The organism is Inquilinus ginsengisoli (assembly GCF_050434925.1).
In the GTDB taxonomy this organism is placed as follows: Bacteria; Pseudomonadota; Alphaproteobacteria; order DSM-16000; family Inquilinaceae; genus Inquilinus; species Inquilinus ginsengisoli_B.
Genome location: NZ_JBNDJK010000001.1, coordinates 5,765,100 through 5,788,918, shown reverse-complemented (window position 1 = coordinate 5,788,918; position 23,819 = coordinate 5,765,100). Strand labels below are relative to the sequence as shown.

Sequence of the window (23,819 nt, the reverse complement as noted above, 5' to 3'; positions counted from 1 at the left end):
TGGTTGTGATCGGGGTGGTACCCATGCCGCTTCTTCTCGCGTTTTTGCCTAATTTTCTCAGTTTGGCTTGTTCAGCGGGGGCAGCAGCCCATCTTCTGGATGATGATTGAAGCATTGAGTGAGTTGCGCGGCATTGTGATGCGCGCCGGTAGCCGATGGACCGAGACCGGGCTTCCCCGCGTCGCCATGGTCAGGGCGGAGGCGTGCTCCGATCAGGTCTATGAGCCGATGCTCCACCTGGTCCTGCAAGGTGCAAAGAGCCTGTCGATCGGTGATCGGATTCTGAAATTCGAAGAGGCGAGCTATTTCGTCGTCCCCGTTGACGTACCCGCGACTGGTGGGATCGAAGCTGAAGGGCTAAACCAACCCTATCTCGCGGTCAGCCTTACGCTCGACCCCGCGGCGATCGCCGCCATGATGGCTGAAATGGGAATGGCGGATACCGCCTCGCCACCGACCGGCTTCTCGGTATCGCCCGCGACACCGGAATTGATCGACGCCTGGCTCCGGATGATGCGGTTGATCGATCGGCCACGGGAAGCGGCAGTCCTCGCCCCGATGATCGAGCGCGAGATCCTTTTTCGGATCTTGACAGGTCCGCAGGGCGACAAGCTGCGCGAGATTGCTAGCGCGGGCAGCCGCCTTTCACAGATCCGCCCTGCCATCGGGTGGATTCGCGAGAACTACGCCGAGCCCATCCGCTCTGAAGCGCTGGCGGACATGACGAACATGAGCGTCGCCGCCTTCTACCGGCACTTCAAGGCGGTGACCTCGATGGCTCCGATCCAGTATCAGAAACGACTTCGCCTGCTTGAGGCAAGACGCATGCTGCTGTTCGAGCTGCGGGAGGCGGGATCAATCGCTCACATGGTCGGATATGAGAGCGCCTCCCAGTTCAGCCGGGAATATGCGCGCATGTTCGGATTGCCGCCGCGTCGGGACGCAGCGCGCTATAAAGTGCCCGGCGCACTCGACGCAACAGCATCCAATGACCGACTTGCTCTCGAGCCCAACGGACTCAAACGGCGAGTGGCCGAAGCGCTTTCTTGATTTCCCTTCGGCCGACGCTGATTGTCTTATTATTACGCCAATGCGGCGGGTAGGCCGCGTCATAGCCGCGGACTGTTTGAAGCCGCTCCAGCCAAGCAGCAATCGATGGATGGGTCCGGCCGAGATCGTCGAAACCGAGGGCGAGCGTGATCGCGTCAGGCTTCGCGCCGAACCGGGCTAGCATCTCGATGATCGGCATCGTGGCGATGTCGGCGGCCGATGCCGACTCGCCGGCAAGATAAGGCTCACGCGCTAGCATATCCTCGAGCCAGTCCAGGCGAGCGGTCGCCACGCTGGCCGTAGTTTTAGTGGCTTCAGGGTCCTTCATGGCTTCGCCATAGGAGATCACCCGAACGACGCCGGTCTCGATCGGATCGCGAAGGTAGTTCACCACTTCGAAGATGCGTTGCCAGATGAGGCCTGTCTCCGCAGGTGTTTCGCCGAACAGCGGCGGCGTCGGATACGTGCGCTCAAGGAAGGCCATGATCGCAAGCGATTCCGTGATGGTTGACCCATCGGCGTTCAGCACGGGTACCTGACCGCGCGGATTTAGCGTCAGGAACTCCGGGGTCTTATGCTCCCGCTTGCTCGGGTCGAGCCGGTGCGAGACATAAGGGGTGCCCTTGTATTCGAGCGCGAGCATAGCGCGCCAAGCATTCGGGCTGCCGCTTATCCAGTAGAAATCATAGGCCATGATGGTTCCTCCGCGGTCGTTATGTTCGGAAATGTGTGTGCGGAGCACGGCTCGGGGAGGAAGCCGTGCTCCGCGGGCGCTCAGATTTGTGCCTGACCGCCATCCGCGAACAGCTCGGTTCCATTCACGAAACTTGAATCGTCCGAGGCGAGGAAGAGCGCGGCGCGCGCGATTTCCTCCGGCTGGCCGACGCGGCCAGTGGGGATCCGGGTTGCAAGATACTCGATCATGCCCTGCTGCTGCGCGACATCGTCACCGGCATATTCGAGGAGCGCCGGGGTGAGCGTGGCGCCGGGGCTGAGGACATTCACCCTGATGCCGAGCTCTTTCAGATCGAGGATCCAGCTCCGTGCCAGATTGCGCACTGCAGCCTTTGAGGCGGAGTAGATACTGAAGGACGCGGTTCCCTCGATGCTGGCGCTCGACCCGGCCAGGATGACCGAGGAGCCCTTTGCCAGCAGCGGCAACGCTTTCTGAACGGTGAAGATCACGCCCTTCACGTTCGATCCGAAGATGCTGTCAATATGCTCTTCGGTGATCTGGGCGAGCGGCATCATCGAGCCACCGCCGGCATTGGCGAAAAGCACATCGATACGGCCCGCTTCAGTTCTGACCTGCTCATAGAGCCGATCGAGATCGGCGATGTTAACGGAGTCTGCTTGGACGCCCGTCACATTGCCGCCGATTTCGCTCTCGGCTGCCTTTAGCGCCTCTAGGCGACGGCCCGTGATATAAACGTGAGCGCCTTCTGCCGCGAAAAGCTTTGCCGTAGCGAGGCCGATCCCGCTGGTGCCGCCTGTAATAACTGCAATCTTGCCGTCGAGCCGATCCGACATGAATATTCTCCATTTTGTTGGGAGGGCCGGCCCGGTGCTTCGGAACGACGTCCTGCTATCCAAATAGGCGGGGGAGATACGGCCCAGAAGCCCGCCCGCGTGGAGAGAGTATTCACCCTGATGGACGCCCCCCGGCAGATCGGTCTCAGCGTCAGAATTCGCGCTCAGGGTTTGTCAGTCAGGCATTCGAGCGCGCTTCGTCCGCGAATATCTCGACCGCCCAGTCGGCGAAGACTCTGAGCTTGGCGGCCGGATGGCGGGCGGCAGGGTAGACAAGGTTGATCGGCAAGGTCGGCTGGGTCCAGTCGGCCAAAACCTCGATCAGGCGGCCTTCGGCGAAATGGCGCCGGGTGCCAAAATCGAAAATCTGGCCGATGCCCAGCCCTGCCAGCACCGCATTCGTATGTGCGGTGCTTTCGCTTATGCTTACGGCCGAGCCTGGATTGATGTCGTGGATCTCCGCATCCTTGGCATAGTGCATCGGATGCGACTTGCCGGTCTGCGGAAACAGGTAGGTGATGGCTGTATGATCCGCCTCGAGTTCCCGAGGGTGGGTCGGCGTGCCGTTCGAGGCCAGATAGGCGGGCGTCGCGCAGGTGACCGACTTGAGCGTGCAAAGCCGCCGGGCGATGAGCGTGCTGTCCGGCAACTCGCCACCCCGAATTACGCAATCGACGCCGTCGCCGACCAGATCGACCGGCCGATCGTTGACCCCTAGCAAGAGGTCCACGTCGGGATAGCGCGCTCGAAACTCGGTGAGTCTGGGTATGATGACGAGGTTCGCGAGCGACGATCCGACATCGACACGCAAACGCCCGCGGGGGATCGCTTGCGTTCCGGCCGCGGCCGTATCCAACTCGTCCAGTTCGGCGAGCAAACGCTTTGCTTCGTCGCGATAGGCCTGGCCTTCCGGCGTGATCGTAAGCCCGCGTGTGTTGCGCTCGACCAGCTTTGTCCGCAGATGTCGCTCCAAGTCCTGCAGCAGCTTGCTCACGGAAGAACGCGGCAGGTTAAGCGAGTCCGCAGCTTTTGCGAACGATCCGGCGTCGGAGATCCGGACGAAGACCCGCATGGCGAGGAGTTGATCCATTAGGTGTGCTCCTCATGCAGTGGGATTAACCGGTCAGCATGGCTGAGAACTTCGGAGTGTGTGCAGGCTGTCATTCGAAGACGGAAGGCGGGGGAAGCAGAAATATTCGCGAGTGAAATAGGTCGCGCATTCGTAGTCGACCCCGAATACGACCGAGATGCGCTCGACGATAGCTGCTGGTAGTTGGGAATAATGCAAATCCTTCGATATGTGGGCCTGGAGCCGATCAGGCCCGAAACCTTGCTGCATCTTTTGACGGCGGCAGACCGAACTGTCGCGCATATTCCCGGCTGAACTGCGTCGGACTTTCGTATCCCACCCCGAAGGCGATGGATGTGGCGTTGCCCTCTCCTGCTATGAGGAGGGAGCGCGCATGCAGCAAGCGCACGTGCTTCTGGTACTGGAGCGGACTGAGGGCGGTTACGGCCTTGAAGTGACGGTGGAAGGCGGAAACACTGAGTGCCGCCATCGCCGCCAAAACCTCGACGCGCAGCGGCTTGGCGAAGTTTTCCCTGATCCACTGAATGGTGACGCCGATCCGGGAGAGAGCGGTGTCGGGGGTGGCGATATCGCGCAACATCCAGCCCAGCGGCCCCTGTAGTACCCGGAAGAGGATCTCGCGCTCATAAGCCGGCGCTAGGGCCGCGATCTCGTCCGGCCGCTTTATCAGGCGCAGCATGCGCAGCCACGCATCAAGCAGGTCGGGCGTCACGGGCGCGACCGAGAAGCCAGGGCTGTAGAGTTCGCCTCCGGCAGGTTTGGGCAGGTCCGCCAGCAGGTTCGCGACGATCGCTGGCTCCAGCGTCAGGCTGATGGCGAGATAGGGTTCGCCATCGTCAGATGGATGCACGGAGCCTACCGCCGGCAGATCGACCGACATCACGAAATAGGTCGCAGGATCATACCGGAACGTGCGGTCGCCAACCGTCATGGTCTTCGAACCTGTCAGGATCAGATTGACCATGGGCTCATAGACGGCCGCAAGCTGATGTTCGGGGATTTCGCCCTGCACCATGGCGACGCGCGGAATACCCGTCTCCGTGCGGCGGTTCTCCGCCCGTGACGCCAATTGCCTGAGTTCCTGAAGATGTGTGTGCATGGATCTGTTGTTTCAGACGGACAGCCCAGATTCAACGTAAAAGCAGAAATAGGCAAGATTGAAAGAGGATTGTGAGAGCGGGCTTCCAGGCATGTCGGCTATCCCTTGGTCATCCAATCGAAGGAGCACCAAATGAGCATCGTCATCATCACCGGCGGAAGCCTCGGCCTCGGCGCCAGCATTGCAACCCAGTGCGCAAGGCGCGGTATGGGCGTCATCCTCACTTACAATAGCAACGGGCAAGCTGCCGAGCAGGTCGTCAGCGCAATCGAGGCTGACGGCGGCAAGGCCGTCGCTTTTGAGCTGGACGTCAGCAACAGCGCGAGTTTCCCGGCGTTCCGCGGCTCGGTCACTGAAGCGCTGGCAGAAATCTGGAATGCCCAGACATTCGACTTCCTCGTCAACAATGCCGGTTACGGGCTTTACAACCCGATCGCAACGGTAACCGAAGACGAGTTTGACGGACTGTTCCGCGTGCATCTCAAAGGGCCGTTCTTCCTCACGCAGGCACTGCTTCTCCTGATGGCCGATGGCGGTCACATCGTGAACGTCACCAGCGCGACCAGCCGCGTGGCAACCGCGGGCGTGGCACCCTATGCTTCCTTCAAGGGCGGGCTTGAAGTGCTGACCCGCTACATGGCCAAGGAATTCGGCGAACGCCGCATCCGCGCCAACTCCATTGCACCGGGACCGATCCGCACCGAACTTGGCGGCGGCCTCACGGAAGAATTCGAAGCGCTGCTGGCCGGGCAGACCGCACTCGGTCGCGTCGGCGAGCCAGAAGATGTCGGCTGCATGGTTGCCAGCCTGCTGTCGGACGACAACCGCTGGATCAATGCCCAGAACATCGAAGTCGCTGGCGGCTACAACATCTGAGGAAGTTCACATGCTCGATCATATCTTCCTGACGGTGAGCGATACTGCTCGCTCGATCGCTTTTTACGAGAGGGTTCTCCCGGTGCTCGGGATCACGGCTCGCCACGACTATGACGGCAACCAAGGCCCGGCGGGGCATTCCGACCTCAAGGGCTTCGGCGCCAAAGGCCGGATGTTCTTCTGGCTGAGGCAGGGCACGGCCGCACCCGGCGCCGTGCATGTCGGCTTTGTCGCCGATTCCGAGGCAATCGTGAATGCCGCCCATGACGCGGCTCTGACCGCCGGGGCGACCGAAATCCATCCACCGGGGCCGCAGCTTCACTACGATCCCCGCTACTATGCGGCGCAAGTCAGCGACCCCGACGGCTACAGCCTCGAATTCGTCTTCAAAAGCTGGCAGCACGGGAATTGATGCGATGACAGCCAGAACACTGCGTGAGACGGCAGACGCGCTGATTGCCGCCACAAATGCCTTCGACGTCAACACTGCTTTGGCCCCTTTTCACGCTGATGCGGTGATCGACGACCCGTCGACGGGTCATCGTTTCGACGGTCATCCCGGCATCCGCGATTATGTCGAGCGGTATTTCATCGGCTATCACTCAGTGACCCGCTTTCTCTCGATCGAGACGATCGGCGAGACCGCGCCCGCCTGCGCGTCGATTTCGCCGGTGACTTCGGCCACGAAATCGGCCTTCTCGACATCTCGATCACCGCCAACGGGCTGATCACGCGCATCGACGCCGACCTCGAATAATCACGGAAGAAGAAACACTCCCATGAACACTCTCATGATCTATGGCGCCGCCGGCTACACCGGTGCCATGGCAGCGGAACATGCCGCTTCTGCCGGATTGGACCTCGTCCTTGCAGGCCGTGAACAAAGCCGGCCAAGCTTGGAGGCGCTGGCCGACCGCCTCGGTGTGGGTGTCAGGACATTTTTGAGCGACAATCCCGATGCTGTCGCGAACGGTCTCGACGGCATCTCCGTTCTGCTCAACGCCGCTGGTCCCTTCGCGAACACAGCCGAGCCTCTGATGTCCGCCGCGATCCGTGCCGGGGTCCACTATCTCGACTTTTCGGCCGAACTCGACACATACCGCGAAGCCGTGGCGCTCGACGCCAGAGCCCGCGCGGCCGAGGTCATGCTGCTGCCGGGAAGCGGAGGAAGCGTTGCGATTCTGGGAAGTCTTGCCGGACATGCCCTCGCGCGCGTCAGGCATGCCCGGAAGATCAGCATCGCGCTTCATGTGGCAGGTGCGATGTCGAGGGGTTCAGCCACCAGCGCGAGCCAGAATATCGTGACGGAGACGCTTTATCTCGTTGACGGTGAACTCGTGACGCGCAGCCCGGACGAACTGCGCGACTTCGATTTCGGAAGCGGGCCGCAATCGTGCTTTCCCGTGACGCTACCGGACCTCGTCACAATCCATCATGCGACGGGCGTGCCTGACATCGACACCTTCGTTCACGTCACGGCAGGCGCGTTTCCGACGGGAGATGTCAAGGATCTCCCCGCCGGCCCCGGCTTCGAAGAGCGTGAAGCGAACCGCTATCATGCGGCCGCCGAAGTCACCGACGCGGACGGAACGGTGCGACGCTCCGTGCTCGATACGGTGAACGGATACACCTTCACCGCCATGGCCGCGGCGGAAGCGGCCCGGCGGGTGCTTGCCGGTGAGGTTCGGCCTGGCTTCCAGACACCGGCTGGGCTGTTCGGCAATGGCTTTGCCGAAACGATCGCCGACACGCGGATCATCGATCTCTAGCCGAGATCGCAGAGGGCTTCGTCCCTGACCTTGTCGGCGATGCTTCAAGCCCTCTGGCAGACGGCTTCGATATTGTTGCCGTCGGGATCGAGGATATAGGCTGCGTAATAGTGGTCATGATAGCGCTCTCGGATTCCGGGAGCGCCATTGTCCATGCCGCCATTGGCAAGTGCTGCGGCATGAAACGCGTCGACTGTTGCCCTGTCATCAGCGGTGAAGGCGAGATGGATCCGGAGCCTCTCCCCGCTCTGCTGGTGAATCCACAGGCTCGGATAGCCATTCTTCCCGAAGCCGTGTCGCGCGCCGCCATGAGGCGTGCGGGCCGGATCGATGCTGATGACGAGCGTCAGCCCGAGCGGCGCCAGAACCGCTTCGTAAAATCGGCGCGCACGCTCCGCCTCTGCGACGGGGAACTCGACGTGATTGATGATATCGGTGGACATGATCGTCGTTCCTCTCAAGCTTGTGACGCGCCGCCATCGGCGAACAGTTCGACGCCGTTGACGTAGCTGGCGGCATCGCTGGCCAGGAAGGCGGCGACCTCTGCTATTTCCTCCGGCTCGCCGATGCGACCGATCGGGCTCTTGTTCTTGAGGAAGGCCATGCCTTCTTCCGCATGCTCGCCAAAAGCATCCCGCAGCGATTGCGTATTTGTCGGGCCTGGACTGACGATGTTGATACGGATCCCGGTGCCCTTGAGATCGCTGACCCAACTCCGGACGAGATTGCGCGCCGCCGCCTTGGTGGCCCCATAGATGCTCATCGTCGGGCCGGGATCGATGGAGGCCGTCGAGCCGACGATGACAATGGACGAACCCGGCTGCATGAGCGGCAATGCGCCCTGCACGGTAAACACTATGCCTTTGACGTTCGTATCGAACTGCTGATCATACGCCGCTTCGGTGATCTTCCCGAGAGGCGCATGAACACCGCCGCCGGCGCTGGCGACGAGGATATGGATCGAACCGAAGCGGATCTTGATTTCGGAAAACAGCGCCTCCAGTCCCGCAGTGCTGGAAACATCGGCGACGATCCCGACAGCGTCGCCGCCGAGGTCTTCGACAGCGCGATCAAGCGCATCCCGGCGGCGCCCGGTGATGATGACCCGCATGCTCTGCGCCGCCATCTTTCGCGCGATGGCAAAGCCGATCCCGCTGCTGCCGCCGGTCACGACGGCGACTTTGCTTCTGTCTGATGTGCTCACTGTATTGCTCCTTTTATAGCCCGTTGCACTCACCACGGCTGCCTGCCATGGCTGCCGAAGAAGCCGCCTGATGGGCCGTCCTTCCCGATCAATGCCATCCTGATTGCGGTCGCCGCCCCCTCCTCAGGCGTGAGAAAGCCGGTATTGTCGTTGAGGTCGGTCTGCACATGGCCGGGCTCGACCGCATTCACCTTGATACCGAGAGGCTCAAGCTCCTTGGCGAAGGAAACCGTCACGGCGTTGAGCGCCACTTTCGACGAGCTATAATCAAGGAGATTGACGGTCGAGAATATCGAGGTCGGATCGGTGATCAGCGTGAGAGAACCGACGCCACTGCTCATCATGACGATGCGGGCATCCTCCGCCGCCTTGAGCAGCGGAATGAACGCTTGTGTCACTCGAATGGGGCCGAAGAGGTTGACTTCGTAGGTCGCCTTCACATCCTCCATCCGGACTTTGCTGGGCGGCGTGGTCACATCGACCAACATCCCGGCATTGTTGACGAGGACGTGTAGTGCGTCGATTTCGCTTCCGACTGTCTCGGCCGCACGATGCACGCCAATATCATCGGCGACATCGATGTCCAGAAACCGGACATCGAGCCCTTCGTCGCGCAATTTCTGGAGAGCCGCCTCTCCACGGGCGCGATCGCGAGCGCCCATCCAGACCGACATGCCCGCCTGGGCAAGTCCCCTGGAGATGGCAAAGCCGATCCCCTTGTTGGCGCCGGTGACCAGTGCCTGTCGCTTGTTGGTCATCATCTGCCTCCTCAGGCCGCGGCGTTGTCGGCCGGCGCGGCGACATGGAAGCTGACATCACCGAACAGGCGGGGCTGGACCCAGCGCGACGCGTAACGCCACTTTCCATCGCGAAGCGTGAACGTGTCCACGTAACGCCCGGTCACGATCGGCTGCAGCGGCAGGCCGGGCAGTTCCTGATGTACGGTAAAGTAGCTCACCGACCTTGCCGTCGTTGCACTTTCGATATCGATGAGGATGTTCGACAACGCGTGCCAGGTGCGCGGCGTATCATCCTGGTGATGCTGCACGTTGTTTCTGAAGAACTGGGCGACTTCGTCGCGGCCATTGACGACAGTATCGCCCACCTGGAACCGGGCATCGGCCAGCAGCTCGGCGTTTTCAACGATCTTTCCGTCGTCCACGTTATGGATATAGGTGGCGAGCAGCCGGTTGATCTCACTCTCGATCACGAGACGGTCGAGAGCGTTATGGGTGTATTCATTGGCAGGCATCGAGGTTCCTTTTTCAGGCAGTTGCCACGAGGTTGTCAGTTTGGGATTTGTCGGATTGGGGGGCGTCAGACCTGCGAAGCGCCACCGTCGGCGAACAACTCGGCGCCGTTGATGTAGCTGGCGGCATCGCTCCCCAGAAACGCCACGGCACGGGCGATCTCTTCAGGCTGACCGATGCGGCCGATCGTGCTGCGATCGTTGAGATAGGCGATCGCTCCTTCTGCCTGGTCGCCGAGGAACGAGCGCAGTGATGCCGTATCGGTCGGTCCCGGACTGAGGATATTGATGCGGACACCCGAACCCTTGATTTCCACGACCCAGCCGCGAACCATCGCGCGCAGCGCGGCCTTGGTGCCGCCATAGACACTGAGGCCCGGTCCCGGTTGGATCGACGATGTCGAGCCGATGATGACGATTGCACCACCTTGGACCATCAGCGGCAGCGCTTTCTGGACGGAAAAGGTCACGCCCTTGACGTTGCCCTCGAACGCCCGGTCGAAATGCTCCTCGGAAATCGACGCGAGGGGCACGATCTCGCCGGCGCCGGCATTGGCGACCAACAGATCAAGGCGACCATGTCTGTCTTTCACATGAGCGTAGAGCCGATCGAGATCTGCAAGGTTGGATGTCTCTGCCTGGACGCCCTCAGCATCGCTGCCCAGCGTCTCGACGGCCGCGTTGAGCTTTTCCACATTGCGGCCGGTGATGATGACCTTCGCACCTTGCGATGCGAGTTCCTGCGCGATTGCGAGGCCGATCCCCGACGTCCCGCCTGTAACGACGGCGATCTTCTGTGCGAATGACATGGTGGCTCTTTGGCTGCCTTGAATATGTAGTGAACGCTATAATCTCTCAGTCATGGCATGGCAAGGGTTATGTACCGTTCGCTATATGATGGCAGAGTTTCCGCTTGAGAACTGATGTAGGAATCGCTATATAGGGGCGATGGAATCCAACCCTGCGTCACTTCCCACCACACGACAGAGACGGCCGGCGTTCGACCGCGAAAAGGGCGTGGAGACGGCGAAGGCCTTGTTCCACGCCCGCGGCTACGATGCTGTGAGCATCGCCGACTTGACGCAGGCGCTGGAGATCAATCCACCGAGCCTTTATGCGGCCTATGGGAATAAGCTGGCGCTGTTCGAGCGGGCGCTGCGCTCTTATCGGTCGACGGACTTTTTGCACATCGAGACCATCTTGCGTCCCGGCAGACCTCCGGCGGAGGCACTGACGGACCTGATGGTGGCGGCTGCCCGCCATTACACCAAGGATGCCGACAAGCGTGGATGTATGATCACTGAGGCTATGCAAGCCGATGACGAGCAGGCGCGAGCTCTGGCCGCCGAGCAGGCGAAGAAGCCTAGGGAATTAATCCGAAGCTACATTGCCGGGCACGCGCCGAAGAGAGAGATAGACCGGATAACTGATTATCTGCTGCTCAACCTGCGTGGGCTCTCGTCCTACGCTCGGCTCGGCTACACCCAGAAGAAACTGGTGGACTGCTCACGAACAGCAGGGCGCGCGCTTGAGGGGGAGTTTGGCCAAGAAGCATCGTTCCGAAAAGGTCGGTGACGGCAATTGACGGTACTTTTGGTCGCGTTCGTGATCTGGACATCAGACCTGGAACGGTCCGCAAAGGGCCGACAGATGGCGAAGGTAGGGTTTCTTGAAAACGCCGAATTTCGCCAATGAAATCAACAGTCAGCCTTTCGAGACGGTACAGCTGACGGTAATCTTTGAGAGTGAGATTTTTTACGTGAGCAATTTCAACGTGTTAGCAATGCTGCGAACAATCGAGTGGGAGTAGGGGGAACGGTGGCGATCGCGCAGTCGAAGCGCCAATATTCGCTGCCGTGCCTGTCTCATCCATTTGGCCGCGCTTGAACGCCCTCCTTCGCGGCCTCGTCCAGGCTATCCGCCCGCGTGGTCGTTGCCACCGTGCGCGGCGATGAACATCGCGACGGCCGACCGGCAATAGGATTCGATTTCGTTGTCGTCCTGTGCTCTCGCCTGATCGAAGCGGGCGATAAGCAGGAGATCGGATCCTTTGATAAGCGCGGCAAACAAGCGGGCGGACCGGAGAGGATCGGGCACGTTCAGAACCGCCTTCGCGTGCAACTGACGCAACAGGGCCTCGGTTTGGGCGATGACATAGGCGGGGCCGGCTTCGTAATGGAGCTTGCTTAACGACGTTTGATTCGTCTTGTCGGCCATGATCATGGCTTCGACACTGCGGACGTCCGGGCTCAACAGCGTGCGAAGCAGGGATGTTCCCACCGCCATGAGCTGATCTTCGGCCGAACCGTCGACGCCTTCAAAAATGGCCTGTGGTGCAAACTGATGGCAGTGGGCCGCGATGGCCGCGCTGAACAGCGCCTCCTTGTTCTCGAAGTGCCGATAGATGCTGAGCTTGGATATCCTCGCCCGCTGGGCGACCTTGTCCAATGTCGTCGCTTGAAAACCCAATTCCACAAAGAGTTCGCAAGCGGCGTCGACGATCGTTTGGCCAAGCGCCTGGTTGGCGGGCCGGCCGCGCCGGCCCTGGCTGTTCACGGTCACGACAATTCCAGTCCTTGACAGTATCGTAATTTCTGCATTACGATACCACTTAGTATCTGAAACGTGCAAGCCAATGGGTAGGTTTTCGACCGTCCTCCAAATCAAGTTTCCCCGGCCGCCCGGCGATATCGAATGCGGCATTGTCCGGCCGGGTAACATAGTGATGGGCGACTTTCTCGCAGATGCCGAAGCCCTGCTCGCTGCCCGTCTCGAGCGCGTATCGCTGGACGATGTTGCGCGCCAGGCCCAGCCCAACCCCCTCCATCCACAACACGGAGCCCATCACCATGGATGACGTCATCATCATCGGCGGCAGCTTTGCCGGTCTCGCCGCCGCCCTGCAGCTCGGCCGTGCCCGCCGCAAGGTCACCGTTCTCGATACCGGCCTGCCGCGCAATCGCTTCGCCGGCCACTCGCATGGCCTGCTCGGTCACGATCACAAGCCACCGCTGGACATCCTGGCCGAGGCGCGGCAGCAGCTGGCGCGTTATCCCACGATCAGGCTGGTCAGTGCCCGGGCCGACAGCGTCTCCGGCACCATCGACGATTTCTCCGTCCTCACTGGCGATGGCGAAAGCCTTGCCGCGCGCCGCCTGATCCTGAGCTATGGCGTCGCCGATCAGATGCCTGATGTTCCGGGCTTTGCCGAAGGCTGGGGCACCTCCATCGTGCCCTGCCCCTATTGCGACGGCTTTGAAGTCGCCGGCCAGCATTGGGGCCTCGTCTGGTCCGGCCGGCAGTCGCACAATCAGGTCAGGCTGTTCCACGATTGGACCGACAGGTTGACGGTCTTCGCCGATGGTCACGACATTCCGCCCGATATCCGGGCCGATCTGGCGCGCCGCACCATACCCGTCGTCGATGGCCGGATCACCGGGATCGCCCGTCACGGGGGCCATAGCGCCACCGTCAAGCTCGATGCCGGCCCCGATGTCGCGGTCGACATCCTGTTCGCGCATCCGCGCAACACGCCATCCGCAAGCCTGCATGAACCACTGGGTCTCGCCACGGTCGATACGCCCCTCGGCATCGCCATCAAGGTCGACGAGCGCCGCGAAACCAGCACGCCCGGCATCTACGCCGCCGGCGACCTCGCCAACCCCCTCACGCCGTCGGTCACCACGGCATCATGGCAAGGCGCGATGGCGGGCATCTCCGCCCAGCAGTCGATGCTGGCTTGAGAGCACGGATCGGAGAATGAGCATGGCCGTCGAACCGGACAGCGCGGGTGTGCGCTTCCCTCCGCCCTTCGTCTATCTGGGAGCGCTGCTGTTGGGGCTGGCGGCGGAGCGGTTCGTCACCCTGCGCTCTTTCGGCATCGACTGGCGGTTGCTGGTCGCGACGGGCGCGCTGCTGTTCGTTGCCGGCGCGGCGATGATGCTGGCGGCGGCGGGGCTGTTCCGGCGGCTGGGCACCAACGTTCCGCCGTCGCAGCCAACGACCCTCATCGCAACGACCGGTCCCTATCGGTGGACCCGCAATCCCATGTATCTCGGCATGGCGCTTGTCTATGCCGGCCTTGCGATCGGCTTCGACGGGCCGATCGCCTTTGCCTTGCTCCCGTTGGTGCTGATCGCGATCCAGACGCAGGTGATCGCCCGCGAGGAGCGCTATCTCGAAGCGAAGTTCGGCGACGACTACCGCCGCTACAAGACCGAGGTTCGCCGCTGGCTCTGACTATTCCGCCGCTGCCGCCTGCGGGGCCTTCTGATAAACCAGCACCGGCTTCCTTGCCGCGCCCCCCTCCGGGAAGACGTTCAGCAAGTGAGGCGCGACATTGCTGCTCTTCGAGCGAATAGAAGGCCACGCTCATGTTCGACCTCAAATGGACCCCGTCCGAGAAGAAGATTGCACGCCGCGCCTATGAAGCCGCACTCGACGCGGCGCTCGCGAGAATCGTGGCCGAGTTCAAGACCAAGGCCGCTCGGGTGGCGACGCCGTCCGAGATGTGGGATCTCGAAGAGTATCTGCGCCAGCAGCGCAGGCATATCGACACCCTGTTCGACTATCGGTATTCGCAACTCGCCTTCGTCTTTGCCGTCCTCATCCGCGAAGGCTATCTGGATGAAGGCAGCCTTGCCGGCCTGTCCGAGGAGAAGCTGGAGGCCATTCGACGCGTGCTGAGATTCGCGGAAGGCTGATCGTAACGTGCCGGGCACGTCGAGGCGCCGACGGATAGACTGGACTAAGACAGGAGTCGCGTCGGTATGCCGAGCACCGGGCCGGCGTGGGCGAGCCGATGGCCGAGCGTGTGCAGCGTGGCGCCGTGCTCCGACGCGACCACGAGATGGAGCGCATCACCCGCGCGCAGCCCGAGCGCGTGCTGATCGACGAATGTCGCCGCTGTCCGGAAATGCCGGCCGGCGACCGGAAGAACGGTGAAGCTTTCCGCGACCAGCTTGTTGAACATGGCCAGCGCCGCAGCGCGCTGATCCAGCGCGATCCGGCCGGCGCGCAGCTTGATCGCCAGGGCGGATGACAGCTCGGTGATGGTCCAGTCGCTGATCAGCAGCCGCGCCGGATCCTGCGCCGCGAGCCAGCGCTGAACGAGCGGCGTCGCAGCTTCGTTGGAGAGCGCTGCGACGATCAACGACGTATCGAGATAGAGCATCAGGTGCGATCGCCATCCCGCATCGACCGCACCAGTTCAGCGGCGTCCTGCGTCTGCGCCGGGATGGCTGCCGTCAAGGCCTGGAGCGCAGCCAGATCGACCCGCTTGCGGGGCCTCGCCACGGCGGTCAGCCTTGCCACCGGCTTGCCGCGTCGCGTGATATCGATCGAATCCCCGCCTTCGACCCGATCGACGAGCTCGCTCAGATGGGCCTTGGCATCCGCCAGATTGACCACGTCCATGCCACGCTCCTGACCATGTAAATGGTCATATAACTCGCGACGTCGGGCAATTCCAGCGAAGAGATCTGGCCGTGGCCTCGACCGACGGCATGGCCCCCCACTGCAATCCCTTCGATCACGAGTTCCTGGGCCGGGTCTCGACCGGCCGCCATCCGCGAACGCTCCTTGGCGATCGCACCGGTTCGGCGGCGTCCCGCACGCCGGAGCGCCGCCGCGATACGCATGCAGGATCATCGGGATTGGAGATCCTGCAGCAGCACGTCCGCCACAGCCTCCTCGGCCACCATGATGCGGTGCTTCGCCATGGCTTCAGTCAGCGCGGCATCCCACGATGAGGCGACCGTTGCCCCGGCGAGGGACGGCGCCGCACGCGGGACGTTGCGGATCGCGGTCGCATAATCGTCCGCACCGAAGCGCCACGGCTCCGCGCCGTGCTCGCGCATCACCTGGTTGCCGATGCGCAGGCCGGGCCAGTCGAAGTCGCCATGATAGCGCAGCCGCGCCCCGGCTCCGGCCAGTTGGGAGAGCAGCGTCCGCTGGGCGGCGGCCGGCATGCCGTCGGTGCAGACGAGCGGCCGGCACTCCGGACCCAGGCGATCCGCTGCGATCGCGACCAGATTGGGATTCTCGCAGACATGGACGTCGCGGCCCGACACGTCCCAGCGCGGCGGCGCGCGCAGGAGCGAGCGCAACGAGGCGTAGCGCGGCTCTCCGCCGCCCTCGTCGCCCGTCCCCTCCACCGGGAGGTTCAGGAACAGGGCAGGGCGCGCCAGCTCGTTGACCAGCACGCCGGCGGCGGCCCAGAGCTCGCGGCTCCGTTCGGCTGCCCGCGGCGAATCCGGCTCCTCGTCCGGTTCCCCGCGCTCGGACAGGACGCGACGGCGCCATGCCGCGAGAACCAGGGTCGCGGCCGGCCGGCCGGCGTCCAGGGCGTGGGCATCGCCCAGCACCTCGGCCGCGAGCTGGGAGCGCGTCACGCCGCGGGCGGGCAGCCGCAGCAGGACGGCCTCCGCATGGCGGCACAGCGTCGCCGCCCTCGCCGGATCTTGCCGCGCCAGGCGCCTCAGCAGGCCGAGGCCGGCGGCACCGCCGAGCAGCTCCGACAGGACGGGATCGCGGCAGCTCTCGACGGCCTGCGCCCATCGATCGCGAAGCTGCAGGCGCGCCGCCGCGTCGACGATGGGGCCGTCCAGCCGTTCCAGCGCGTCCCGCAGCGAGGCCGCGATGCCGGCATTGCGAAAGGATGCGTCGACGAGGCCGAGATCGATGCGCATGGAGGCGGAGAACCGCTGCGGCCGGCCGGTGAGCGACGCCAGTGCCGCATGCTCCTCGGCGGTCAGGCGGTCGATGTGGATCTGCTCCGGCACCACGTCCTTGCGGGCGAAGCGCCGCCGCAGGCGCTGGCGCAGCCCGGCGAGGCGGTCGCCGCCGAGCAGGCGTTGCAGGCGGGCATCGGCCGGGTCGCTCATGCCGACGCGAATCTGAGGTCCGGATCGGGATCGCGCGTGCGTGCCCGGCCGTCCCAGGTCCAGCGCGACACGAACACGGCATCGATGCCTTCGCGCCGTTGCAACTGGCAGATCGCGACGCCGGGCAGCTCGGCATAGCAGGCCCATTCGCGTTCGCTGGTGAGGACGAAGTCGAGGTCGAATTCCCGGATGAGGCCCATGCAATGGGCCCGCGCGGCGTCGTCGATGCCGGCGAAGGCTTCGTCCAATAGCATCAGCCGCGGCGCCAACGCCGAGGCGCCCTGGCCGTAGAAGCTGGCGATCGCCGCGAACAGCGGCACCGTCAGGCCGAGGGCGCGTTCGCCGCTGGATGCCGGCCCGGACAGCTTGCGCCACTGCCCGTCCTGCCAGCGCTCCACCCGGAACCGATGCCAGCGGCGATAGTCGAGCGCGGCGGCGAGCTGGTCGAGCAGGCTGCCGCCGCCCGACGCGTCGCCGCGCTCGCGTTCGGCGAGGATGCAGCGCTGCAGCATGGCGCCGACGACGCCGCGGTCCTCCGGCGACCAGAGGTCCGCGCTGGTGTTGAGCAGGTGCTTGCGCGCGGTCTCGAGGCCGAAGGGGGCGCCCTCGTCCTCGCTCAGCGTCTGCCACACCAGGCGGAAGCGGACGCCGGTCGAGGTCGGGCGTTTGTGCAGCTCTCGGTTGATCGCGTCACGCTGGCGCTCAGTGCCCTGCAACAGGCGCTGGATCTCGGCGGCGATCTCGGCCTGCAGATGGTTCTCCAGCACCTCGCGCTCCTTGGCCGTCAGCAGCTCGCTGCGCTGGGCGATCTCGTCGAGCAGCAGGGCGGCGAGACGGTCCGGGCGCTCCGGGCGGTTCTGGTAGACGATATGGACGACCAGGCCCCAATCGCCGATATCCGCGACGGCCTGATGGCCCAGCGCGCCGAGGGCGCGCTGCAGCTCGGCGAACTCCTCGTTCATCTGCCTCTGCACGCGCGACCAGGCATCGTCGTCATCCTTGAGCTCCGCGAGCTCCTGTTCGGTGCGCCGCGCCAGCGTCAGCGCCGGATCGATGGTCCATGGCGAGCGCATATCCGGCAGCTCGATACGAGGGATCGCGGCCGCCAGCAGCCCGGTGGCGGCGAAGTGCTGCCACTGGACCACCGCCTGGGCGCGGGCGTCGCCACGCTGCAGCAAGGTCTCCTGAGCGGCGGTGGCCTCCGCACCCGCCACAGCGCGGGTCTCGCCGGCGGCCTGGAATCCTTTTCGGGCCCGCTCGAGCGCGGCCTCGCTGGCCTCGGCCGCCTCCCGGGCCTCCGCCAGCTGCCGCAAGAGATCCTCGACCCTGGCGCCGACCGCGTCGCGCAGCGTTTCGAGCCGCGCCGCAGCTTCCTCGAACTCGGTCCGGGCGGCGGCGAAGCGTTCCTTGCTCGCCTCGCGGTCCTCTCGCGCCTCCTCCTCGCGGATGCGGGACCGGTGCAACTCGGGCAGTGCGAGGCGCACCGCCTGGGCAGCGTGCGTGACCCGGCCGACCGAGTCGCGGTAGCGATCCAGCGCGGCTTCGACGCCGAACAGGGCCTCGGCGGCCTCGGGGAGGCGCAGATCGGCCGCGTCCGCTGCGAGCCGCTCGCGCGCCGCCTTGAGGACCTGTTCGGCCGCCCGGTGCCGGTCCTCGGCTTCGGCCAGACGCGCGCGGGCGGTCTGCACGTTGCGCGCCTCCGCCACGACCGCCAGGTGAGCGCCGCGGAGCGCATCGTCGGACGGGGCCCGGCGCCACTCCTCCCCGGCGCGGTGGCGGTCGGAGCCGAGCTCCTCGTCCATCGCCCGCAGCGCCGCATCGTCGTCGGCCAGCTGCGCCAGCCGTGCCGCGATCTCGGCCAGCCTCCTGGCGCGGGCCGCGGCCCGGGCGGTGTGGCCGACATGGACCGCGGCCGGCTTGATCCAGGCGCCCGCGAGTGTGCCGAGGCGGAAGCGCCCGTCAGGGCCGATCCAGGCTTCGGCCTCGACCACATCCTCGTCGGCGCAGGCGATGCCGGAGAGCAGCCGCGCCACGACGTCGGCGGGCACCATGCTGTCGGGCGGCGGCGCCGGAACCAGCCAATCCGCCAGCGAGGATTGCTGTCGCACCCGGGTCAGCAGTTGCGTGTCGTGCAGCACCGCGCCGCCGTCGCCCGCCTGCAATCGGCCTTCGGGCGAGACCCATGCGTCGAGTATCCCGGCGGCCTCCAGCGCGGCCTCGAGCCCGGCGCGCTGCGCCTCGGTCACCGCGTCCCGGAAATCGACGAGCCGCCAGAACGGAGCGCCTTCGCGTGCCACCCGCGTGTCCGGGTCGCGCGTATAGGGCGGGGACGGCTCCGGATCCGAGCCGGCTTCGAGGCGGCGGCGTTCGTCCTCGATCGCGCTCCGTTCGGCATCGAGGAGCTTGCGGAGGCCGTCGATCGCTGCCGCCCGCTCCGCCAGCCGCTGCATGGCGCGCTGCTGCGCCGCCTGCAGCAGGCTTCGCGCCGGGTTGTCGCCGTCCAGGACCGACACCCAGGCGGCCAGGGCGGCGAGCGCCCGGGCGGCCTCCTCGGGCTCGACGGTCAGCTGCACGAGGCCGGCGATATGGCGTTCCCAATCGCCGACCAGGGCGTCTCCCTGCTTGTCCACCTCGGCATCGGCCTGCGCGCGGCGATCCTCCGCGGCATCCGCGTCGATCTGCCTATCGTCTCGGACGCGACGATGCTCCGCGTGCTCCCGCTCCGCCCTTTCCGCGTCGTCCCGGCGCCGCCGCACCAGCGCGATTTCCTCGCGCCGGCCCGTCACGGCCGCCTGCAAGGCCGCCCCGGCTTCGTCGAAATCGCTCTGCGCGAGCGCGACCAGAGAGGCGGCATCGAGTGCCGCGACGGGGCTCGCATCATGCCCGCCGGCGAGACCGGCAGCCTTGGCGTGCGGTGCGACGTCCCGGCGCTGCTCCGACAGGGTGCGCTGCGCGTGATCCGCCCGCTGCCCGGCCTGAACCACATCCTCCCGGATCTGGTTCAGCCGGCGGACGGCTTCGTCGACGGCTGCGGAGGCGTTCCCGGACGCCTCCCGTCGCCGCGCGACATCGATCTCGGCGCGCTCCAGGGCCCTGGCGTCCTGCATGGCGGGATCGTCGCGCAGCGCGTCGAGCCGGGCACGGGCGCGCTTGAGCTCCGTCTCAGCCAGGTCGGATTGGAGACGGGCGCGGTCCTCGTCGGCCAGCGCCTGCTCGAGCCGCGCCTGTGCGTCGTTGCGGGCGCGGCTGGCATTGTCGAATTCCGTCTGCACGTGCCGCAGGACTCGCGCCTGCCGGCGGCTCTGGGTCCCGGCATAGACCCGGTAGCGCTGCTCGAAACGCTCGACCGCCCTGGCCAGCGCCTGGAACTCGTCGAGCTGGCGGCGGTCCTCCTCCAGCTGGCCGAGCGCCTCGGCGACGTCGCCAAGCAGCTCGGGGGCGAGCGGCGGCAGGGCTTCGGTGAGCGCGTCCGACAGCGCGGTCTCGTCGGGCCGCTTCGACAGCTGCGGCTGGCGCAGCTGGATCAGCGTGTCCATCAGCGCGTCGTAGCGCCGGGGCCCGAGCCCGAAAAGGCGCTCGTCCACGGCGCGGCGGTAGTCGCGTGCCGTCTCGAACACATGGCCGCGGCCGTGCAGCGCTTCCCGGAGGCGGTCCTTGGTCAGCACGACCTGCTGCGGGCTCATCAGCCACAGGTCGCGGTTGATGCGCGCGCCGTCCGCGTCCTCCAGGATGAAGAACCAGGCATCCACCTGCGGCCGGGCCGCCGCCGCCGAGAGGCCGGCGCCCAGCGACAGGAAATGCGGCGTGCCGTTCTTGCCAAGGCGGCCGAACTCGATCCAGGCATAGCCGATGCGCCTGTCGTAGCTGTTCATCAGCAGGTTCCAGGCCATCTTCTTGCCGCCGTCGCCGTCCGGCTCGACGCGCGAGGGCTTGAGCTGCGCGTCGAGCAGGAAGGGCAGGGTCAGTGACAGCACCTTCGACTTGCCGGTGCCGTTGTTCCCGCGCAGCAGCAGATGGCCGTCGCGGAACCAGAACTCCTCGCTATCATAATGGAACAGCTCCACCAGGCCGATCCGCAGCGGCTGCCAGCGCTCCCGCGTCGGCATCGGCAGGGCCGGCTTCGCGCCGGACGCCGCGAACAGGGCCGGGCTGTCGTTCATGGCATGTCGAGCCCGAGCTCCGCCTGGGCGCGCCGGGCGTTGCCGACCGGTTCGATCTCGGCCTCGCCAAGCGAGAAGCGTGCCAGCGCCGGCCGTGACCGGACGCCGTCGGAATCGCGTCCCACCAGTTGCAGCTTCTCCAGGCGTTCGATCGCGATCGCGGCGAGTTCGTGCTCGGCGCCCGGCTCGCGCGCCGATTTGCGCCAGTAGCGGCCGAAACGCTCCCCGGACCGGCGCAGGAAGTCGGTGATGTCCGGCACCGGAACGGCACCGCGGGCCGCTTCGTCACCGGCGGGGCGGCGCGCGAGATACTCGGCCACCAGCAGCGTCACATGGGCATCGGTCCCTTCGGCCGGCATCGCGACGTCGGTCAGCGATCCGGTTTCGTCGGTGAGCGCGAGGCCTTCCGCGCGCTGTTCCGGCACCAGGCCGGCGGCCTCGCACAAGCGCGCCGCCATGGTGCCGCGCTGGTTGACGAAATAGGCGCGGGCCTGCGGATCGAGGCTCTCGACATAGACCACCGGATCGTCCAGCAGCCGCCGTGCGATGGAGTGGCGCAGCGCCGTGCGCCGCCCTTCCTCGCTGTCGGCCACGTGTTCGTCGACCAGCGCGTGCAGCCGCTGTTCGAGGGTCGCAGGCGCGTCCTCCGGCGGCCAGGTCGAGGGACCGCGCACGGCCGCCAGCATGCCGGCCAACGCGCCGCGGTGCACGTCGTACAGCGCGTCGGCGTGATCGCCTGTCGCCTGGACGAACAACTCCTCGTCGCCGGCGACCCGCTGCAGCACGTCGAGTTCGAGCAGCGTGCGGCACACGGCCACCAGATCGCGCCGCTCGCTCTGGCTGCCGAGGGTGAAAGTGAAGTCGAGCGCCGCGAGCACCGGTTCGGCGGCGGCAAGCGTCAGTACCCGTTCGCCGAGCATGCGCAGCGTGATCTGCGGATCGGCCCGTTCCAGCACGGCACAGGCCAGGCACAGCAGCACGTAGCGGCCGCGGCCATAGCCGCGCAGGCCGCGTGTCGCATCGTCCAGGTCGGCCGGCCGCTTGTACAGGCGGGCGCCCTCGCGGTCGACGTGGAGGATCCAGCCGGTCTCGCGCGCGAACCACTCGCGCAGGGGGTCTGCGTGGCGGCGCACCGCGGTGAAGTCCTCGTGACCCGAGCTCATCAGCGGTGCCATCAGCAGGCCTCGCACGGCTGCACGGAATTCGTCGCGTTCGACCCGCTGCTGTCGCTCGCGGAGGCCGCGGCTAGCCCGGTCTGCGCCCTGGTCGCTCATTCGCCGGCCTGTGTCGGCGAGATGGTGATGACATGATCGCGGCCGGCGAAGATGCCGTGCGGCGTCGCGATGCTGGCATGGCTGTCGGCCGCCAGCGGCTCCAGCCGGATATCCAGCAGACCGTCGCCGGTCCGCCGTTCCACGGCGGCGTCGGGCCCACGCTGCTCGCTCAAGGCTTCGCCCAGCAATCCGAGGAACAGGCCGAACGCGGCCGGATCGAGCTCGCCGAGGTCGGACAGCCGCGCCGGCCGGCCGGTGGCCAGGCGCCGGCGCGCCGCCTCCACCTGCGCCGATTCCTGCGCGAGCTGAACCGCGAGCAGGGCTCGGGCTTCGCCGCGGTCCTTCACCCGCGGCAGCGGGCCCCGGGGCGTGGCTTCGCCATACTGCCGCAGGCGGGGATGGATGCGCAGCGGCGGGGCCTCGGCCCAGGGCGTATGGGCCGGCAGCTCCGCCTCGGCATCGACATTCAGCAGGAAATGCCGCGCCGGGTTGATTGCGAAGGCCGCGCGGGCGAGCCGGTGCGCCGCATCGTCGTCGCCGCAAGCCGCGAACCAGCCGGCGAGCACCCGGAAATCCGCCGAGCGGTCGCTGCGGCCGCTGCGCCGCTCATTGATCGCGGCGATCGCGGCCAGGAGCTGCGGAATGGCGGACCGGGCCCGCGCCCGCAGCAACTCGGCCTGCGGCGGCTCGTTCCCGGTACTGATGAACCAGCCGCGCAGACCGATCCAGCGCTCCTGCCAGATCGCGCGGTAACGGTCTCGGGCATCGGCCTGGCCCCGCGCATCGTCCGGGGCGGCGTCGCGCGCCTCGCGCGCGGCGACCTGCTGCAGCATGGCGTCGACCTGGGGCTCGAGAGCCCTGATCAGGCGTGCGATCGAATCCGAGCGGCGGACGAGGTCGCCCATGAACCGTTCGAGATAGTCGATCAATCGGCGCTTATAGCTCGCCACCGAGCCGGCTTCGGCCCGCTGCAGTTCGATGCTGCGCGCCACCCCGGCCATGAAGGCCTGCGCATTCTCCGCCAGCCCTTCGAAAACCCGCACCAGATCGCGCATGGTCTCGTGGATCTTGGCGACGTCGACGTCGGAGGCGCCGACCAGCACCCGGAGCGCCTCGAGCCTGCTCGCGATATCCTCGAGTGCGACGGTCTGAAGCTCGGCCCGGCGTTGCAGAGTCTGCACGAAGACCGTCAGAGCGGATTCGACGGCCTCGCCGCCTTGCGACAGCCGGTAGAGGAAACGGGCCCGATAGAAGTCGCTCAGGCTCGAGACCCGCGCCGTGTCCGGATGGGATTCCAGATTGCCCCATGCCGTGAGCTGGGCCAGCGCGGCGTTGACGTCCTCGATACGGGGCGCAGGACCCTGCCACCTGGCCTCGACCAGAACCTCATCGGGTCTCAACTGCAGCCGGTACTGGCGCTTCGCGGCCGCAAAGACCTCCATGATGCAGCGATAGAACGCCGCCTTTTCGGCACTCACGTGCCGGAACAGATCGGCCGAGGACTCTGCAGCTGACACGAGGCCTGTTGGCTCCGATGCGGTGCCTCCGATACCGGCGAAGGTTTGTGCTTCGTTCGCAGCCCGTCAAGCCCCGTGGCGGCCTCCGTGATGATTTGTTGGCCATGACGACAGGAT

At 65.5% G+C, this 23,819-nt stretch carries 26 protein-coding genes; 9 read left to right on the top strand and 17 right to left on the bottom strand.

What is annotated here, in order from left to right; genetic code table 11:
• Positions 1 to 99 precede the first annotated feature (99 nt).
• Positions 100 to 1,050 (top strand): AraC family transcriptional regulator, encoded by a 951-nt coding sequence (locus tag QFZ27_RS27640; RefSeq protein WP_429229679.1) that lies wholly within the window; start codon positions 100 to 102, stop codon positions 1,048 to 1,050.
• Here the strand turns inward: QFZ27_RS27640 and QFZ27_RS27635 are convergent.
• The 4 genes from QFZ27_RS27635 to QFZ27_RS27620 form a co-directional block, all read right to left on the bottom strand.
• Positions 1,019 to 1,744: a glutathione S-transferase family protein gene (locus tag QFZ27_RS27635; RefSeq protein ID WP_429229678.1), complete on the bottom strand. Its 726-nt coding sequence runs from the start codon at positions 1,742 to 1,744 to the stop codon at positions 1,019 to 1,021. The genes QFZ27_RS27640 and QFZ27_RS27635 overlap by 32 nt on opposite strands.
• An 80-nt stretch (positions 1,745 to 1,824) precedes the next feature.
• Positions 1,825 to 2,580 carry an SDR family oxidoreductase gene (locus QFZ27_RS27630; RefSeq protein ID WP_429229677.1) on the bottom strand — a complete coding sequence of 252 codons (756 nt, stop codon included), beginning with the start codon at positions 2,578 to 2,580 and terminating at the stop codon, positions 1,825 to 1,827.
• A 178-nt stretch (positions 2,581 to 2,758) separates the two neighbouring features.
• On the bottom strand, positions 2,759 to 3,670 hold the full coding sequence (locus QFZ27_RS27625; RefSeq protein ID WP_429229676.1) for a LysR family transcriptional regulator: 912 nt from the start codon (positions 3,668 to 3,670) through the stop codon (positions 2,759 to 2,761).
• A 226-nt stretch (positions 3,671 to 3,896) separates the two neighbouring features.
• Positions 3,897 to 4,769, bottom strand: coding sequence for an AraC family transcriptional regulator (locus tag QFZ27_RS27620; protein ID WP_429229675.1), 873 nt, complete (start codon positions 4,767 to 4,769; stop codon positions 3,897 to 3,899).
• A 132-nt stretch (positions 4,770 to 4,901) separates the two neighbouring features.
• Here QFZ27_RS27620 and QFZ27_RS27615 point away from each other — a divergent pair, with 132 nt between their 5' ends.
• Genes QFZ27_RS27615 through QFZ27_RS27600 form a run of 4 tightly spaced genes read left to right on the top strand, consistent with a single transcriptional unit; the run spans position 4,902 to position 7,414 of the window.
• Entirely contained in the window at positions 4,902 to 5,645 is a 744-nt protein-coding gene (locus QFZ27_RS27615; RefSeq protein WP_429229674.1) for an SDR family NAD(P)-dependent oxidoreductase, read from the top strand.
• 10 nt (positions 5,646 to 5,655) lie between these two features.
• On the top strand, positions 5,656 to 6,057 hold the full coding sequence (locus tag QFZ27_RS27610) for a VOC family protein (protein WP_429229673.1): 402 nt from the start codon (positions 5,656 to 5,658) through the stop codon (positions 6,055 to 6,057).
• A 4-nt stretch (positions 6,058 to 6,061) separates the two neighbouring features.
• A complete protein-coding gene (locus QFZ27_RS27605) occupies positions 6,062 to 6,373 on the top strand; it encodes a nuclear transport factor 2 family protein (protein ID WP_429229672.1) in 312 nt (103 codons plus the stop codon).
• A 51-nt stretch (positions 6,374 to 6,424) separates the two neighbouring features.
• Complete coding sequence (locus QFZ27_RS27600) at positions 6,425 to 7,414, top strand: saccharopine dehydrogenase NADP-binding domain-containing protein (protein ID WP_429229671.1); 990 nt, start codon at positions 6,425 to 6,427, stop codon at positions 7,412 to 7,414.
• Positions 7,415 to 7,458: 44 nt separating this feature from the next.
• Here the strand turns inward: QFZ27_RS27600 and QFZ27_RS27595 are convergent, their stop codons facing one another.
• The 5 genes from QFZ27_RS27595 to QFZ27_RS27575 form a co-directional block, all read right to left on the bottom strand.
• Positions 7,459 to 7,857, bottom strand: a complete 399-nt coding sequence (locus QFZ27_RS27595) for a VOC family protein (protein WP_429229670.1) — start codon at positions 7,855 to 7,857, stop codon at positions 7,459 to 7,461.
• Positions 7,858 to 7,871: 14 nt separating this feature from the next.
• Positions 7,872 to 8,618, bottom strand: coding sequence for an SDR family NAD(P)-dependent oxidoreductase (locus QFZ27_RS27590; protein WP_429229669.1), 747 nt, complete (start codon positions 8,616 to 8,618; stop codon positions 7,872 to 7,874).
• A gap of 29 nt (positions 8,619 to 8,647) precedes the next feature.
• Entirely contained in the window at positions 8,648 to 9,379 is a 732-nt protein-coding gene (locus QFZ27_RS27585) for an SDR family oxidoreductase (RefSeq protein WP_429229668.1), read from the bottom strand.
• A gap of 8 nt (positions 9,380 to 9,387) precedes the next feature.
• Complete coding sequence (locus QFZ27_RS27580) at positions 9,388 to 9,870, bottom strand: nuclear transport factor 2 family protein (RefSeq protein WP_429229667.1); 483 nt, start codon at positions 9,868 to 9,870, stop codon at positions 9,388 to 9,390.
• A 65-nt stretch (positions 9,871 to 9,935) separates the two neighbouring features.
• Positions 9,936 to 10,676 carry an SDR family NAD(P)-dependent oxidoreductase gene (locus tag QFZ27_RS27575; protein WP_429229666.1) on the bottom strand — a complete coding sequence of 247 codons (741 nt, stop codon included), beginning with the start codon at positions 10,674 to 10,676 and terminating at the stop codon, positions 9,936 to 9,938.
• A gap of 208 nt (positions 10,677 to 10,884) precedes the next feature.
• Between QFZ27_RS27575 and QFZ27_RS27570 the strand changes: the two genes are divergently transcribed.
• Positions 10,885 to 11,442, top strand: a complete 558-nt coding sequence (locus tag QFZ27_RS27570) for a TetR/AcrR family transcriptional regulator (RefSeq protein ID WP_429229665.1) — start codon at positions 10,885 to 10,887, stop codon at positions 11,440 to 11,442.
• A gap of 339 nt (positions 11,443 to 11,781) precedes the next feature.
• On the opposite strand, the gene QFZ27_RS27565 is transcribed toward QFZ27_RS27570, so the two are convergent.
• The gene (locus QFZ27_RS27565; protein WP_429229664.1) at positions 11,782 to 12,429 is read right to left on the bottom strand and encodes a TetR/AcrR family transcriptional regulator; all 648 of its coding nucleotides are present in this window, start codon (positions 12,427 to 12,429) and stop codon (positions 11,782 to 11,784) included.
• A 49-nt stretch (positions 12,430 to 12,478) separates the two neighbouring features.
• Positions 12,479 to 12,718 (bottom strand): hypothetical protein, encoded by a 240-nt coding sequence (locus tag QFZ27_RS27560; RefSeq protein WP_429229663.1) that lies wholly within the window; start codon positions 12,716 to 12,718, stop codon positions 12,479 to 12,481.
• Between QFZ27_RS27560 and QFZ27_RS27555 the strand changes: the two genes are divergently transcribed.
• From QFZ27_RS27555 to QFZ27_RS27545, 3 genes are all read left to right on the top strand, one after another.
• Entirely contained in the window at positions 12,717 to 13,610 is an 894-nt protein-coding gene (locus tag QFZ27_RS27555) for an NAD(P)/FAD-dependent oxidoreductase (protein WP_429229662.1), read from the top strand. The two genes, QFZ27_RS27560 and QFZ27_RS27555, sit on opposite strands and share 2 nt — an antisense overlap.
• 22 nt (positions 13,611 to 13,632) lie before the next feature.
• Positions 13,633 to 14,106, top strand: a complete 474-nt coding sequence (locus tag QFZ27_RS27550) for a methyltransferase family protein (RefSeq protein WP_429229661.1) — start codon at positions 13,633 to 13,635, stop codon at positions 14,104 to 14,106.
• A 134-nt stretch (positions 14,107 to 14,240) separates the two neighbouring features.
• Positions 14,241 to 14,570 carry a hypothetical protein gene (locus tag QFZ27_RS27545; protein WP_429229660.1) on the top strand — a complete coding sequence of 110 codons (330 nt, stop codon included), beginning with the start codon at positions 14,241 to 14,243 and terminating at the stop codon, positions 14,568 to 14,570.
• A gap of 44 nt (positions 14,571 to 14,614) precedes the next feature.
• On the opposite strand, the gene QFZ27_RS27540 is transcribed toward QFZ27_RS27545, so the two are convergent.
• The 6 genes from QFZ27_RS27540 to QFZ27_RS27515 form a co-directional block, all read right to left on the bottom strand.
• Positions 14,615 to 15,040, bottom strand: a complete 426-nt coding sequence (locus QFZ27_RS27540) for a type II toxin-antitoxin system VapC family toxin (RefSeq protein ID WP_429229659.1) — start codon at positions 15,038 to 15,040, stop codon at positions 14,615 to 14,617.
• Positions 15,040 to 15,282 (bottom strand): type II toxin-antitoxin system Phd/YefM family antitoxin, encoded by a 243-nt coding sequence (locus QFZ27_RS27535; protein ID WP_429229658.1) that lies wholly within the window; start codon positions 15,280 to 15,282, stop codon positions 15,040 to 15,042. The genes QFZ27_RS27540 and QFZ27_RS27535 overlap by 1 nt, the downstream gene beginning before the upstream one ends.
• Before the next feature lie 230 nt (positions 15,283 to 15,512).
• The gene (locus QFZ27_RS27530) at positions 15,513 to 16,751 is read right to left on the bottom strand and encodes a TIGR02679 family protein (RefSeq protein WP_429229657.1); all 1,239 of its coding nucleotides are present in this window, start codon (positions 16,749 to 16,751) and stop codon (positions 15,513 to 15,515) included.
• Positions 16,748 to 20,911, bottom strand: coding sequence for a TIGR02680 family protein (locus QFZ27_RS27525; protein WP_429229656.1), 4,164 nt, complete (start codon positions 20,909 to 20,911; stop codon positions 16,748 to 16,750). The genes QFZ27_RS27530 and QFZ27_RS27525 overlap by 4 nt, the downstream gene beginning before the upstream one ends.
• Entirely contained in the window at positions 20,908 to 22,185 is a 1,278-nt protein-coding gene (locus QFZ27_RS27520; RefSeq protein ID WP_429229655.1) for a TIGR02678 family protein, read from the bottom strand. The genes QFZ27_RS27525 and QFZ27_RS27520 overlap by 4 nt, the downstream gene beginning before the upstream one ends.
• Positions 22,182 to 23,702 carry a TIGR02677 family protein gene (locus QFZ27_RS27515; RefSeq protein ID WP_429229654.1) on the bottom strand — a complete coding sequence of 507 codons (1,521 nt, stop codon included), beginning with the start codon at positions 23,700 to 23,702 and terminating at the stop codon, positions 22,182 to 22,184. The genes QFZ27_RS27520 and QFZ27_RS27515 overlap by 4 nt, the downstream gene beginning before the upstream one ends.
• Positions 23,703 to 23,819 lie beyond the last annotated feature (117 nt).

Coding starts and splice junctions, on each gene's coding strand:
- QFZ27_RS27635 (WP_429229678.1), bottom strand. CDS start 1,744: ATGGCCTATGATTTCTACTGGATAAGCGGCAGCCCGAATGCTTGGCGC.
- QFZ27_RS27620 (WP_429229675.1), bottom strand. CDS start 4,769: ATGCACACACATCTTCAGGAACTCAGGCAATTGGCGTCACGGGCGGAG.
- QFZ27_RS27520 (WP_429229655.1), bottom strand. CDS start 22,185: ATGAGCGACCAGGGCGCAGACCGGGCTAGCCGCGGCCTCCGCGAGCGA.
- QFZ27_RS27600 (WP_429229671.1), top strand. CDS start 6,425: ATGAACACTCTCATGATCTATGGCGCCGCCGGCTACACCGGTGCCATG.
- QFZ27_RS27550 (WP_429229661.1), top strand. CDS start 13,633: ATGGCCGTCGAACCGGACAGCGCGGGTGTGCGCTTCCCTCCGCCCTTC.
- QFZ27_RS27575 (WP_429229666.1), bottom strand. CDS start 10,676: ATGTCATTCGCACAGAAGATCGCCGTCGTTACAGGCGGGACGTCGGGG.
- QFZ27_RS27540 (WP_429229659.1), bottom strand. CDS start 15,040: ATGCTCTATCTCGATACGTCGTTGATCGTCGCAGCGCTCTCCAACGAA.
- QFZ27_RS27610 (WP_429229673.1), top strand. CDS start 5,656: ATGCTCGATCATATCTTCCTGACGGTGAGCGATACTGCTCGCTCGATC.
- QFZ27_RS27555 (WP_429229662.1), top strand. CDS start 12,717: ATGGATGACGTCATCATCATCGGCGGCAGCTTTGCCGGTCTCGCCGCC.
- QFZ27_RS27630 (WP_429229677.1), bottom strand. CDS start 2,580: ATGTCGGATCGGCTCGACGGCAAGATTGCAGTTATTACAGGCGGCACC.
- QFZ27_RS27615 (WP_429229674.1), top strand. CDS start 4,902: ATGAGCATCGTCATCATCACCGGCGGAAGCCTCGGCCTCGGCGCCAGC.
- QFZ27_RS27605 (WP_429229672.1), top strand. CDS start 6,062: ATGACAGCCAGAACACTGCGTGAGACGGCAGACGCGCTGATTGCCGCC.
- QFZ27_RS27545 (WP_429229660.1), top strand. CDS start 14,241: ATGTTCGACCTCAAATGGACCCCGTCCGAGAAGAAGATTGCACGCCGC.
- QFZ27_RS27595 (WP_429229670.1), bottom strand. CDS start 7,857: ATGTCCACCGATATCATCAATCACGTCGAGTTCCCCGTCGCAGAGGCG.
- QFZ27_RS27580 (WP_429229667.1), bottom strand. CDS start 9,870: ATGCCTGCCAATGAATACACCCATAACGCTCTCGACCGTCTCGTGATC.
- QFZ27_RS27585 (WP_429229668.1), bottom strand. CDS start 9,379: ATGATGACCAACAAGCGACAGGCACTGGTCACCGGCGCCAACAAGGGG.
- QFZ27_RS27640 (WP_429229679.1), top strand. CDS start 100: ATGATGATTGAAGCATTGAGTGAGTTGCGCGGCATTGTGATGCGCGCC.
- QFZ27_RS27530 (WP_429229657.1), bottom strand. CDS start 16,751: ATGAGCGACCCGGCCGATGCCCGCCTGCAACGCCTGCTCGGCGGCGAC.
- QFZ27_RS27625 (WP_429229676.1), bottom strand. CDS start 3,670: ATGGATCAACTCCTCGCCATGCGGGTCTTCGTCCGGATCTCCGACGCC.
- QFZ27_RS27560 (WP_429229663.1), bottom strand. CDS start 12,718: ATGGTGATGGGCTCCGTGTTGTGGATGGAGGGGGTTGGGCTGGGCCTG.
- QFZ27_RS27535 (WP_429229658.1), bottom strand. CDS start 15,282: ATGGACGTGGTCAATCTGGCGGATGCCAAGGCCCATCTGAGCGAGCTC.
- QFZ27_RS27525 (WP_429229656.1), bottom strand. CDS start 20,911: ATGAACGACAGCCCGGCCCTGTTCGCGGCGTCCGGCGCGAAGCCGGCC.